A 12675-nucleotide genomic window follows, 5' to 3' on the forward strand; every position below is an offset into this window, starting at 1 on the left:
CATGGTTAGATTAATTCATCCGCTAACAAGAGCTGTTGATTGTCGACAAAGAGCCGTTGAGCTCGTTGTTCTCCGTATTCTTCCTTGATCAAACGATAGGCTTCTGCCATATAAGGCGGTCGTTTATCCACATTGTGCATATCGCTGGCAACAAAGTGAACCAAGTCTTTTTCTAAGAAATACCGAGCCCGTTTTTTCAGTTGTTTTTGCTCATCCCCAAAGAGTCGAGGTTTGAGAACACTTGAACTATTGATCTGCATGTAGCAGCCCATGTCGATCATCTCTTGCACGCGCTCCTCATTTTTCTCCAAGCACTTGTAGCGCTCGATATGGGCCACCACTGGGGTGATGCCTAGATGGAGCAAACGGTCCAAGGCTGTATGAATCTCCTTGTATGGCGTTCCCATGCTGAATTCGATCAAAGCAAAGCGCGTCTCTGCCAAACGTGGAAAGATTTTCTCTTCCAATTTTTTCAAGACATCATTGGTAAAGTAGATCTCTGCACCGTAATGAATGTTCAGATCCGGCGCGACTTGTGCTGCGATTTTCTTTACTTCTTGAAAATTTTCTGCAATTTTTTCTTCTGGAGTTTCAAACATCCCCTTGCGACGATGAGAAGTGGAGATAATGGTCCGGACCCCTTGGCGATAGCTTTCTTCCAATAAGGCACGGGTATCTTCCCTTGTCTTTGGTCCATCATCCACATCAAAGACGATGTGCGAGTGGATATCAATCATTTTTCTTTTCCTTCCATTACTTTTTGAATGGTTTCCTTAGCTTTGGTCAAGCTGGCTTGATCCAACTCCATGACATAGAGGTTGTAACCTGGCATGGCATAAGATGGCAAGTCATTTCGACCTTGACCTGTAACCGCTTGGGAAGTCACCTCATAAGAGCCACCTGTTTCCAATTGGGTATTAATCAGATTCATCATGGTTGGCAACTGCATATTGGTTTGGACAGAATCTTGGAGGTTCCCGATAATCTCATTGTAGTTGCTCAAGACCTTGGTAGAGGTCAACTTTTTGATAATGGCCGCAATGACTTTTTCTTGGTTCTTCCCACGGTCATTATCGCCACCTTGGAGGGAGTAGCGTTCCCGAACAAAACCGAGTGCTTGCTCTGAATTCAAATGGACCTTCCCAACAGGGAAATGGAACTTGCCGTGAAGACTCGTGAATTCTTGATCATTTTCCACATCGATCCCCCCTACCAGGTCAATCAACTTGAGGAAGGATGTGAAGTTGAGACGGACATAATAGTTCAACTTAATGTCATAGAGATTTTCAAGGGTATGAATCGAGGCATCCACCCCATAGATTCCCGCATGGGTCAGCTTGTCATTTTGGTTGTTACCGCCATCTGCAATTGGCACATAGGCATCCCGCGGCGTCGTTGTCAACAGAACTTGCTTGGTCTTCCGATTGACGGTCATGATGATATTGACATCTGATCGTGAAACCGAGGTTACCGGACCATAGGTATCGATCCCGCTGACATAGATGTTAAAGACATCTGCATCTGCAGATACCTTACTTGTCGCCGCCACTTCTTTTCGAATCTTGTAGGAATAAAGTTTCTTTAATTTCTTAGCGTAGTCAGCATCTTCTGCTGCAATGGTATCTTCAAAGGTACTGTTCAACACAATGGCAGTAGCGTCACCCTCTTGCAAGCTCTTATATGCATCCAGATAGGTCGGTGCGTCCACTACGGAGATTTCCTGTCCCTTGTTCTTTTTGATATTGTCCAAGAGGGCCGTAAGATTGGCTTCGTTATTGTTGCCCTTTGGTGCCACCACTTCCTTGATTTCTTTGATGTCTTTGATGTCACTGTCTTTCTTGACATAGACAGCCATCTCAAACTCTGTATAGTTAGAATGGCCATTGACATTGCTCGTCAGATTTAGCAGCTGTTGACTAGCAAACAAAACTCCCGAACTAGCCAATAAGCCGACAAGAAGCAAGACCAAAGTTGTCTTTTTGGCCTGATTTTTGATCACAAACCAAGCTGATAAGAGCAAGAGAAGAGCTAGTAGTGCAATCACGAGAACATTGACATAGCGAAAAGCCAAGATGTTATTGGCCAACATAGTATAGGTCGCCCAACTTGCAGTCATAAGCAAAAAAATAAGCAATACGGAATTAATGATTCGCAATTGCCCCCACTTATGTTCTGAACGACGACTCCGTCTCCTTTGTGACATAAATACCTCCAATTAGTCCTAATCATGTTTATTGTAACATATTTTTAGCAAAAAATGCATTAATTATCACTTTTTTGTCCATTATGGACATTTGGAAAGTAAGCGTTTTCAAAAACAAGCAAAATCCCTTGTATACTTATGCAGAGAATCCAAAAAAACCGGGTGAAACACCCGGTTTTTGAAGATCCTACAAAAGATCATCCCGCTTGACTTGCTCAAAACTTTCCTTGCCATCATTGAGCTTGTCCCAGATGACAACCTTTCCTTCTTTCAATGATTTTTGAACATCAATAATCCGCTGGTTGGAAGAACCACGAAATTGCAACATGAGGTTGCGCTTGCTTTTATCATACCGTCCATCGACCAGGATATCAATCAGCGACAATAGCTCCAGTTTATCAGGCGTTTCTAACATCATTTCTTCCCAAGTGTAGCCGGTCCAAGACCAAATATCTTTTTCCGGCAATTCTTTCCGAATACGTTTTACAAGGGGTAAAAGAATACCTGTATTAAGAAAAGGCTCTCCCCCTAGCAAGGTTAAGCCTTGGACATAGGGTTGGGCCAGATCTTCCATGATCTGCTCTTCCAATTCTTTGGTATAAGGAATGCCTGCATTGAAAGACCAGGTCGCTACATTGTAACAGCCCTCACAGTGAAACATGCAACCGGCCACGTAAAGGGAGTTGCGCACTCCTTCTCCATCTACAAAGTTAAAGGCCTTATAGTCAATGATTCGCCCTTTACTCAGCTCCTCACTTTTCCATTCTTGAGGTTTGGGATTGTTCATCTTCATCCTCCAAATCAATCCAGTAGCGCTGACTTCTGTCGATTGTGTTTTCGTAAACACCGCCAGCAGAGAGAATGGTGCGACGACTGGCTTCGTTATCTTCATCACAGGTAATCAGTACTCGTTCCAATCCTTGCTTTCGAGCCTCTGCTAATCCTAGCTCTAGCTGCAACTTAGCCAAGCCCTTTCTGCGTTGACTGGGCCGGATGGAATAGCCAATGTGACCACCCTCTACAAATAATTTGTCATTCAAGGACAAGCGCAGGGCTAAAAAGCCCAGAGGGTAGCCAGTCTCATCAAAGGATAAAAATTGAATGGTAGGAACCCAGCCTTCTGGCAGATTCTCAGTATCCTCCTGCTGCTCTACAATTCGCAACCAATCCGCAAAATCCTTTGCTCGCTTCCAAGTGGAGCCCATGCCACCGTGCATATAGGATTTTGCAGCATCGAACTCAGCAATCATCTCTAAAATCGCGTCTTTATCTTCTAAAGTTGGTCGTTGTAACTTCATAAACTTTCCTCAATCTAAATCAATCCAATAGCGCTCTTTCCCGCCTCGAACATCCTCTAAAGCTCCGCCATTAGTCAGAATCACTGCTCGACTGGCAGCATTATCACAATCGCAAGTCACTAGGACTCGCTTTATATTTTTACTTCTAGCTACTTGTAAGCCTTGTAGTCAATAATCCGTCCTTGACTCAGTTCCTCACTCTTCCATTCGCCTGGTTTTGGTGTATTCCATGTCATCTTTCTAGTCCACCTCTATCCAATACCGTTCCGTTCCATTTCGAACATCCTCATAAACACCACCGTTAGCTATGATGACCGCTCGACTGGCAGGATTTTCTGTGCTACAAGTTACCAGAGCTCGTTTGATATTCTTTTCCTTAGCAACTTGTAAACCTTGACGGAGGGCTTCCTTGGCGTAGCCCTTGCCCCTTTCAGACGGTCGGATGGAATAGCCAATATGCCCAGCATGATTCAGCAACCCCTCATTCAGTCTCAGCCGTAGATTCAAAAAACCTAGAGCACGACCTACATCATCAAATGATACAAATTGAATAGAAGGAACACGATTTTCAGGCAAATTTATTCCCATTTCTTTATTATGGCTAGTTTCTAGCCACTCCTCATAATCAAAGTTCTCAGCATCCCAAAAGCCACCGTCATGAGCCGATTGGGTCTCTTCAAACTCTGCCATCATGCTTAGAATGGCCTCTTTATCCGCTAGAGTTGGTCTACGTAATTTCATCTTTACCTCCCCATAAGAGAAAAGTGAGAGCGGACTCTCACTTTTATTTTTTCTTAGCCTTTTTTAAAAATTGTTCTCTCAGGCTTGCTACTCGGTCTTTTTTATTGACTCCACCTGTTGAATGCTTCTCGTGGAATCGTTGCACCTGAGCCTTGCCCTTATCATCTAATTGGTATTTTCCCATAATGTCCTTTTCTAATCTGTCACTTGGTGTCCAGCTGATTTGATAGTGGATCCATTCATGTGTTTGACACGCGCAGCGATTTCCTTATGACGGCCATTGACCATCGGACGAGCTTGCGGGTTTCCTAGATAACCACAGGTCCGTTTGACCACATCGACCGTTTTCGGATCGCTATTACCACAGTTTGGACAAGCAAATCCGCGCTCGGTTGGTGTGAAGTCCCCTTCGAAGTCACACTTGTAACAACGGTCAATCGGCGTATTGGTTCCTAGATAACCGACCCGGTCATAGGCATAATCCCAAACCGCTTCCAGGGCTTTTGGATTTTGTTGGAGCACAGGGTATTCACAATAGTGGATAAAGCCACCAGAAGCCCCTGCTTCAGGATAAACTTTTTCAAAATCCAACTTCTCAAATGGCGTTGGGTTCTTACGAACATCGTAGTGGAAACTATTGGTGTAGTATTCCTTGTCTGTGATATCTGGGACCTTCCCAAATTTCTCCGTATCCAGGCGACAGAAGCGGTCTGTCAAACTTTCTGACGGTGTCGAATAAATAGAGAAGTGGTAATCATACTGGTCAGACCATTCTTCCACGCGCGCTTTCATATCCTTGATGATATCGATCGTGAATTGTTTGGCTTCTGGATTGTGTTCCCAATTTGGACCATAAAAGACGGTTGCAACTTCATAGAGACCGATATAACCAAGAGAAACGGTTGCTCTGCGATGACGGAAGAGCTGATCTACCTGGTCATATTTGCCCAAGCGTTTCCCGAAAGCGCCATATTGGTAAAGAATCGGTGCATTAGCTGGTGTCGCTTCTTTGGTGCGTTCCACCCGGTAAACCAAGGCATCTTCAGCGATGTTCATCCGTTCATTAAAGATTTGCCAGAATTTCTCCTTGTCTCCGCCAGATTCCAAGGCAATTCGAGGTAAATTGACCGTCACGACTCCAAGATTCATCCGGCCAGAATTGACTTCCACACCATTCTCGTCCTTCCAACCCTGAAGGAAAGAGCGACATCCCATGGGCACCTTGAAGGATCCTGTCAATTCTACAATCTTGTCATAAGAGAGGACATCTGGATACATGCGTTTCGTAGCACATTCCAAGGCCAATTGCTTGATGTCATAGTTGGGACTATCTGGTTCTAAGTTGAGGCCTCTTTTCAAGGTAAAAATCAACTTAGGGAAAATTGCGGTCCGGTGTTCTGAACCAAGTCCCTTGATTCGAATCTCAAGAATCGCCTTTTGGATTTCGCGTTCGAAGCGAGTAGTTCCAAGGCCGAAGCCCAATGAAGTAAAAGGTGTTTGCCCATTGGAAGTAAAGAGGGTATTGATCTCGTATTCCAAGGACTGCATAGCATCATAGATATCTTTTTTCGTTTTTTGCCAAGCATAGTCCTCACGTTTTTCCGGGAGAACCCACTCCTCTGCATCTTTCAAGTGCTTCTGATAATTCTTTTCTGCATAAGGAGCTAAGACCTCGTCGATCCGGTCAGCTGAGCAGCCCCCATACTGGCTAGAGGCCACATTGGCAATGATTTGCGAGATTTGAGCCGTTGCGGTTTGGATGGACTTGGGACTTTCTACTTCTGCATTCCCGATCTTAAAGCCATTTTTCAGCATGCCTTCAAAATCGATCAAACAGCAGTTGGTCATCGGTGTATAAGGGCTATAGTCCAAATCATGGTAGTGGATATCCCCTTTTTGGTGGGCATTGGCTACGTGTTTGGGCAACAGTTTAAGACCAATGGATTTCCCAACAATTCCTGCTGTTAAATCACGCTGGGTATTGAAGACTTCACTATCTTTATTGGCATTTTCATTGACGACAGCTTGGTCCTTGTTGAGGAGTTTTCCGATCGTAAAATTGATATCGGTTGCTTTTGAGCGCTCAAAATCCCGTTGAGTCCGATAGGTAATATAGCTCTCTGCAATCGCATATTCATTAGCTTGAAGCAATTCATGTTCGACCACATTTTGAATCTCATAGATCTTCACACCATTTGGGAAACGCTCCAAAATCTCTGCGATCACACGATCGACAATGGCCTCTAGTTTGGCTTCCATCACTGGAGTGAGAGAAGTCACTTCTTCTGTCGCCTTCAACAAGGCTTTATAAATTTTTTCAACGTCGAATTGAACACGGCGACCATCTCGTTTTTCAACAAAAATATCCGGGGCCATTCTCAGTTTTTCTTCTCTCAAGGTGATCATACCAAACGCGCCTTTCTTCATTCATTTACATACAAGTTGTATTATACCACTCCAAAAATAAAAATCAATATCTTGTGGTGAAAATTCTAAAAAACTTTCTAAAACACAAGATATTGATTTTATCAAGAGCGTTGATAGAGTTTGAAATGCCGGTATTTCTTCTCAACTAGACGGTAATTTTCTTTGAGGAGCTTCTTCATATTAGAGGTCAACTCTACTTGATTGTTAACCACAATATACTTAGCTTCAGATCGATCGATCTGTTGAGTCACATTGGTCCGGTTCTCATAAATTCCCAGATAAGAAGTTGGAGTCAATAAGGCAGAAGCCGCCAAACGATCACTCTCTTGGTAAAGAGTAGCCCTTGTATCCCAAGCATAAATGGTCTCCTTAGACTTGCTATGCTTTTGGATGTAGCTTGCGATTTCGCTCCGTTCACTAGATTGACCGGGTTGAAGAACCTGATCTTGCACTACTGGGGATGCAACTAAATAGATAAGGGCGATTACTGGTAAGAAAGCTTGACTTGTAAAGTAAGCAGCCCAGACTTTCTTGTTTTTCTTCTTACGGCCACGACGTTCAAGCCCTTCATCCGTTTCCTCGTCCCGTGAGAACCAAAGCGCAAATAAAGGAAGGACAAATGGCAACATCGGCAATAGTTGATAAGCCCCTTGTTCAGGGAGACCAATCGACACAAGGAGAACAACCAGGCTACCCACCCATCCCATAAAACGGAAGATCCGACGAGCGCTGCTATCTTGCTTGGTAAAGGACATTAAAAAGGCAGAAACCAAACCAAAGGCAAGCGCTAATAGTCCGTAATAAATGGCATTGCTAAAAGTCTGTCCATTCGTGAAATTCAAGGCGTTAAAGACATAGGTCACTTGATTAATGGCATAGCCGAAAGTCTGATTCCAAACGGTCACATACCCAATTGGATAAAAGACAAGTGAAAAACCAAGAAGGGCAGCCAACATTTGATAGAAACCACGCGCCCATCTCTTCTCCTTGATATTAAAACCTGTTAAGCCAAGGAAGGCTAACAAGTAGAAGAGTGCACTGGTCATCGGATCAATCAAGAAAGCCACAGCTGCGATTGCACCGTAAAAGATAAAGCCTTCGTCCTTACGATCCCCAATTAGATAAGCCAAAATAAAATTCATGCTGGCAAATAGGATTGGAAGGCTAAAGAAGGTCACATAAACTCCTCCAAAACCAAGGCCTAGTACTAAGAAATAAAAGAGTAATTGGATATTCTTGGCTGTACCTTTATCCGCCACGAGTAAGCGCACGACGCGATAGAGGTAAGTCCCTGCAAAGAAGAGGGCAATCGCTTGGAGGAGCATCAAGATCCAATGCCCACCAGCTAAGCTTCCTAACCAATTGATCGCATAGTAGAGGAGGCCGTTGGTCCCGTAAAAATCACCAAATGGTACTTGACCTTTGGTCATCGCCCAGCCGGCATAGAGGTCTTGAGACTGCTGGTTAGTTGCAAAACGGGTCAAAAATGGCACCCCGACATGAAGCAAACTAATCAAGAGGCTCAGTACAAATGGAAGCGCCAATGGCACTGGGCGTTTGGCTTGACTGCGGACAGGCTCAACCGCCACATCCTCTTCCAGCTCCTCGGCCTTTTCTTCTACAATGGGTGCTTCCGCTGTTCCTGCTTCCACTTTCCCTTTACGCGAACGACGATTGGCCCGACTTAGGGGCTGTTCTGGTTCCTCTTTCGGTTCTGCTAGCAATTCCGGATCTGATACAAGCGTATCTTCAACCTCAACGACAGCATCTGATGCTTCATTAGTATAGGGTTCCTCTAGAGCCTCTACTTGCGAATGATGAGAAGGCTGCTCTTCACGAAAGATCGACTTGTCTAACACTTCGCGAATCTCACGTGTGTCTTGGAAACTATCTCCCACGTGAAGCCCTAATTTTTTTGAAGTCATTTCTTGCTCTTTTTCGCTCATTCTTTTTCCTTTTCTTCACTATTCCTCTGCTTTTCCTTTTAGAAAAAAGCTCCTTATCTTTTCTAGTATACCAAATTCTGCCGACCCTGTCAGCCTCTTGCCACATAGTGATAGGTAAAAAGAGTCAGGCCTCTCAGCTTCTGACTCTTTTCTCTGTTTTCACACACTTGTTACAACATCGGTGTGAATAATTGCATAATTTCCTTGATCAAACTTTGGTGCCATGTAAAGCGGAAGGTATCTTCCGTGATCTCCTGAGACACTTCAAAAATGTGATCAAAGTCTGCTCGAATCTCTTTCAGTGCAGGTGTCCGATACATCCAGACCGCATTTTCGTAGTGATGGACCAAACTACGGTAGTCAAAGTTGATCGTTCCCACAACCGCCATTTCATCATCTGCTAACACTTGCTTACTGTGGATAAAACCGGGCGTGTATTCATAGATTTTTACACCTGCATCCATCAGATCCAAGTAAGCCCCACGTGTGACGATTTGGATCAATTTTTTATCCGGAATATGCGGGGTCACAATCCGGACATCTACCCCACGAAGGGCAGCATTGCGAATATCCTCTGTCAAATCGTAGTCAATGATCAAGTAAGGGGTCGTAATGTAGACATAATCTGTCGCCTGATTGATCATATTTTGATAGACTGTCTTTCCGACCTGCGACTTGTAAATCGGCTTTGGTCCACTCCCATAGGGAATATATAGTCCTTCGCCTTCAACTGCTTGATTTTCCATATGGTAACGATCAAAATCCTCAATTTCACCACGGTTAATGTACCAGGTCATGAGAAACAGTCGGGTCAAAGCCTTAACCGCTCGTCCGTCCAAACGGATAGCACTGTCCTTCCAGTGGCCAAACCGCTCAATCTGATTGATATATTCGTCTGCCAAATTGACACCACCTGTATAGCCAATCTGACCATCAATGACCAGAATCTTACGGTGATCTCGGTTGTTATAAGCTACCGTCAGACGGGGAATCACCTTGTTAAATTTATGGGCATCAATCCCCATCTTTCGCAGCCGTTTGGTATAGTTCCCTGCCAGGGTCGCCATACAGCCAATATCGTCATAAAGGAGCTTGACTTCAACCCCTTCTTTCACTTTCTGCTCTAGAATTTCTAGGATACTGTCCCACATCAAGCCCTCATCAATGATGTAAAACTCGATGAAGATAAATTTTTTCGCCGCTTTCAGATCCTCTAGCAATTGCGCATACATTTCCTCTCCAAGAGGATAAAAGGTTGACGCCGTCCCATTATAGAGGTCTGCATTGTGGTCCATGGATAGAATCGACTTGACCAAGCCATAGACCGCCTTGCTTTCTTGCTTGAGTTCCTTACGCAGTTGCTGACTATTGTCCTCTATATGCTTCATAGACTCCATATTTTCTAGCTGAAGGATCTCCTTTTTGGACAAACGTCGTTCGCCAAACATGAGGTATAGGAGCGATCCAAAGACAGGAATAACCGCAATCAAGAGCCAGGTCACCTTATTTTCAGGAGGGGTATTACGATTGACAATCGCCAAGATCGTTGACACATATAAAAGTCCAATAACTGCTACAGATAGCCAATGCGGGAACCATTTATTGAGCCAAAAGAAGGCTGCAAAGGAGGCCCATAGTTCAAAACCCATAAACAAAATACTAAATCCATACTTGGACATTAAAAGACGTAATTTTCGAAAGGTCACGGCATCCTCCTTTTTTCTTTCTACTAGTATACCAATTCTTTTTACCCGATGCAACGGCCAACCAACTCCCTTTGAAGCCATGAAAAAGAGGGGAAGACTCCCCTTCCGCCTCTCGAATCAATGATAGATACAATCTGATATAGCTTTCTTATTGTTTGGTCAATTCAATGATGCCTTGATCATCCTCTGCCTGCTCCAAATCTTCTAGCGATAACTGGTTCCCTTCAATGCGATAGCGATAAGGCTCATCCCCAATGCGCATGGATTGGTTGACCGGATCAACACTCACCTCTTTGGTCTCTTCTTCTCCATCAGCGTCTTGCACCGTAAATGTACCTTTTTGACCCGTCACAACAAGAAGGATCGTATGCTCTTCGTCCTGCCCTCGATAACTACCATCTATGGATACCCCATGCTCTGACTGTTCGCTAGACGGAGCTACTATCTCTGATGAGCTAGAACTTTCTCCATTTGACAACTGGCTTGCTTGATCCTGCTGGCTACAAGCCGTCAGGAAAATCGCGACCATAAAGGTCAACGCAACCACTATTTTTTTCATCATCATCGACTCCTTTCGCCTTCAACGGATACCATCTACCACCAGTATACGCCAAGAAAGTCTTCTGGTCAATTGTTTAAGCCTCTAATAAGAATGCCCTTACTTCTGCAATAAAATACAAGGAGCCCGTTACAAATAAGACCTCATCGGAACGACTCTGTTCCAAAAACTCCTGAATATAAGACTTATAGTCAGCTACATAGGGCAAGTCTTGACGATCACCCTGTGTGACTACTTCTCCATAATGGAAGGTTGTCAAAATCAATTCAGCCTCTGGTAAGCCCACTTGAAGTGCTTCGAGCATCCCGCTGTAGTCTTTTCGCTTGAGGGCTCCAAATAATACCTTCACTCGTCTCCCTGCTAAGCTCTTTGCAAACTCGATCAATCGCGCCATTGCATGGGGATTATGAGCCCCATCTAGATACAACTGCTCTCCAAATAGCTCTAAACGTCCTGGCCAACGAGTCTCCTGCAAGGCAAGCTTAACCCGATTCATATCCACTGCTTGTTCTAGGCCCTCCATGTAGAGGAAAAAGGCCTCTAAAGCTACCGCAGCATTTTCTCGTTGGTAGTCACCCTTCAAGCCAAGAGGAGGTAAGACAAGCTCCGCTCTTTCATTCCAAAAACGATCCTGCTCCAAGCCAAAATCTTTCTGGAAGGTGTGAAGATCCACAGCTAATTGCTCTGCTTTTTCTCGGCAAACGGCTGTAGCTTCATCCGATAAAGGCCCCACCACTGCTTTCTTGCCTTCTTTAAAGATCCCTGCCTTTTGCTGAGCAATTGCCGCAATAGTCGCTCCTAGCGTTTCTTGGTGATCCAGGCCAACCGAAGTGATCACTGCAATCTCTCCTGTCACTACATTGGTCGTGTCCAGAAGTCCACCGATACCGACTTCCAGCAGGACCACATCCACTGCTTGTTCCTTAAAATACAAAAGGGACATGAGACAGATAATCTCAAAATAGGAGAGTTGATCCTGGGTTTGGAGCAAGATTTGCTCCATTTGTTGTACCTGTTGGCCGATCCTAGTAAAATCTTCATCTGAAATTGGCTGATCCCCGATACAAATCCGGTCATGAATACTGATCATGTGGGGAGAAGTAAAGGTTCCAACCTTCTTCCCATGAGACATCAACAGTTGGCGCATAAAGGCAATCGTTGAGCCCTTTCCATTGGTCCCTGTTACATGAAGGATCGGGTAAGCCTTGTCAGGCATCCCTAGCAGAGTTACTGCCTGCTCCATACGATCCAGTCCTGATCGAAAATTCAGACCAATCCGACTATTCATCCATTGCTCAATCTTATTCACATCTTCCTCCTAAAAGAAAAAAGCAACAAAGCCTCTTCTGACATTTGCGCTCCTTTCTTTTGTACTCGTTTCTTTACGTTCCTATTTCCATCAAGCCCTTTGGACTTGTCAGCTCTCTCATATTTCCAGGAGTTGGGCTAAAAACGTCCCCCGGACGTTTTTACTCCTCCATAAAGCTGTTGAAGACTTCTTCGATCATGTCCCATTCTGCATCTGAGTCTTCTGGGATTGGTTGAAGGTCACCTTCTGTTCCATCTTCATTTTCTGTAAATGAATAAGCTTGGATTTCAACTTCGCCGTTTTCATCTTCTTCTGCATTGGCAGGGATCAAAAGGACATAGTTCTTGCCAAATTCTTCTTTTCCATCGATGGTCAAAAGGATTTCAAAAAGTGTTTCATTTCCTTGTTCATCCACCAATGTGATTAATTCACGTTCTTCATGGTCGTGGTTATGATCATGTGCCATACTGTTTTCCTCGTTTTCTT

General features: G+C 44.3%; 12 protein-coding genes and 2 pseudogenes. All 14 read right to left on the minus strand.

Going from position 1 to position 12675, the window contains the following annotated elements:
* Positions 1-5: 5 nt before the first annotated feature.
* Positions 6-737, minus strand: a complete 732-nt coding sequence (cps4B, locus tag HMPREF9186_RS05720; RefSeq protein ID WP_009731853.1) for a capsular polysaccharide biosynthesis protein Cps4B — start codon at positions 735-737, stop codon at positions 6-8.
* Positions 734-2203 (minus strand): LCP family glycopolymer transferase CpsA, encoded by a 1470-nt coding sequence (gene cpsA / locus HMPREF9186_RS05725; protein ID WP_009731854.1) that lies wholly within the window; start codon positions 2201-2203, stop codon positions 734-736. Before cpsA ends, cps4B begins: the two co-directional genes overlap by 4 nt.
* A 187-nt stretch (positions 2204-2390) precedes the next feature.
* Complete coding sequence (nrdG, locus tag HMPREF9186_RS05730) at positions 2391-2990, minus strand: anaerobic ribonucleoside-triphosphate reductase activating protein (protein WP_009731855.1); 600 nt, start codon at positions 2988-2990, stop codon at positions 2391-2393.
* Complete coding sequence (locus HMPREF9186_RS05735; RefSeq protein ID WP_009731856.1) at positions 2956-3501, minus strand: GNAT family N-acetyltransferase; 546 nt, start codon at positions 3499-3501, stop codon at positions 2956-2958. Before HMPREF9186_RS05735 ends, nrdG begins: the two co-directional genes overlap by 35 nt.
* Positions 3502-3510: 9 nt before the next feature.
* Positions 3511-3666 (minus strand): annotated as a pseudogene (locus tag HMPREF9186_RS11170) (GNAT family N-acetyltransferase); the annotation flags it as partial.
* A pseudogene (locus HMPREF9186_RS11430) lies at positions 3657-3737 on the minus strand (anaerobic ribonucleoside-triphosphate reductase activating protein); the annotation flags it as partial. The pseudogenes HMPREF9186_RS11170 and HMPREF9186_RS11430, both read right to left, overlap by 10 nt.
* Positions 3738-3741: 4 nt before the next feature.
* A complete protein-coding gene (locus tag HMPREF9186_RS05740; protein WP_009731857.1) occupies positions 3742-4242 on the minus strand; it encodes a GNAT family N-acetyltransferase in 501 nt (166 codons plus the stop codon).
* Positions 4243-4285: 43 nt separating this feature from the next.
* Entirely contained in the window at positions 4286-4426 is a 141-nt protein-coding gene (locus HMPREF9186_RS11435) for a hypothetical protein (protein WP_009731858.1), read from the minus strand.
* An 11-nt stretch (positions 4427-4437) separates the two neighbouring features.
* On the minus strand, positions 4438-6648 hold the full coding sequence (gene nrdD, locus HMPREF9186_RS05745) for an anaerobic ribonucleoside-triphosphate reductase (protein WP_009731859.1): 2211 nt from the start codon (positions 6646-6648) through the stop codon (positions 4438-4440).
* A 122-nt stretch (positions 6649-6770) separates the two neighbouring features.
* Positions 6771-8615, minus strand: a complete 1845-nt coding sequence (locus HMPREF9186_RS05750; protein ID WP_009731860.1) for an MFS transporter — start codon at positions 8613-8615, stop codon at positions 6771-6773.
* A gap of 170 nt (positions 8616-8785) precedes the next feature.
* Positions 8786-10321: a cardiolipin synthase gene (gene cls, locus HMPREF9186_RS05755; RefSeq protein ID WP_009731861.1), complete on the minus strand. Its 1536-nt coding sequence runs from the start codon at positions 10319-10321 to the stop codon at positions 8786-8788.
* 148 nt (positions 10322-10469) lie between these two features.
* The gene (locus HMPREF9186_RS05760) at positions 10470-10883 is read right to left on the minus strand and encodes an SP_0198 family lipoprotein (RefSeq protein WP_232198429.1); all 414 of its coding nucleotides are present in this window, start codon (positions 10881-10883) and stop codon (positions 10470-10472) included.
* Positions 10884-10956: 73 nt separating this feature from the next.
* On the minus strand, positions 10957-12189 hold the full coding sequence (locus HMPREF9186_RS05765) for a bifunctional folylpolyglutamate synthase/dihydrofolate synthase (RefSeq protein WP_009731863.1): 1233 nt from the start codon (positions 12187-12189) through the stop codon (positions 10957-10959).
* Positions 12190-12349: 160 nt separating this feature from the next.
* The gene (locus tag HMPREF9186_RS05770) at positions 12350-12655 is read right to left on the minus strand and encodes a DUF1292 domain-containing protein (RefSeq protein ID WP_003001941.1); all 306 of its coding nucleotides are present in this window, start codon (positions 12653-12655) and stop codon (positions 12350-12352) included.
* Positions 12656-12675: the final 20 nt, after the last annotated feature.

The sequence above is a fragment of the Streptococcus sp. F0442 genome, assembly GCF_000314795.2.
Classification (GTDB): domain Bacteria; phylum Bacillota; class Bacilli; order Lactobacillales; family Streptococcaceae; genus Streptococcus.

Coding starts and splice junctions, on each gene's coding strand:
- HMPREF9186_RS05750 (WP_009731860.1), bottom strand. CDS start 8,615: ATGAGCGAAAAAGAGCAAGAAATGACTTCAAAAAAATTAGGGCTTCAC.
- HMPREF9186_RS11435 (WP_009731858.1), bottom strand. CDS start 4,426: ATGGGAAAATACCAATTAGATGATAAGGGCAAGGCTCAGGTGCAACGA.
- nrdG (WP_009731855.1), bottom strand. CDS start 2,990: ATGAACAATCCCAAACCTCAAGAATGGAAAAGTGAGGAGCTGAGTAAA.
- HMPREF9186_RS05740 (WP_009731857.1), bottom strand. CDS start 4,242: ATGAAATTACGTAGACCAACTCTAGCGGATAAAGAGGCCATTCTAAGC.
- HMPREF9186_RS05760 (WP_232198429.1), bottom strand. CDS start 10,883: ATGATGAAAAAAATAGTGGTTGCGTTGACCTTTATGGTCGCGATTTTC.
- cps4B (WP_009731853.1), bottom strand. CDS start 737: ATGATTGATATCCACTCGCACATCGTCTTTGATGTGGATGATGGACCA.
- HMPREF9186_RS05770 (WP_003001941.1), bottom strand. CDS start 12,655: ATGGCACATGATCATAACCACGACCATGAAGAACGTGAATTAATCACA.
- HMPREF9186_RS05735 (WP_009731856.1), bottom strand. CDS start 3,501: ATGAAGTTACAACGACCAACTTTAGAAGATAAAGACGCGATTTTAGAG.
- nrdD (WP_009731859.1), bottom strand. CDS start 6,648: ATGATCACCTTGAGAGAAGAAAAACTGAGAATGGCCCCGGATATTTTT.
- cpsA (WP_009731854.1), bottom strand. CDS start 2,203: ATGTCACAAAGGAGACGGAGTCGTCGTTCAGAACATAAGTGGGGGCAA.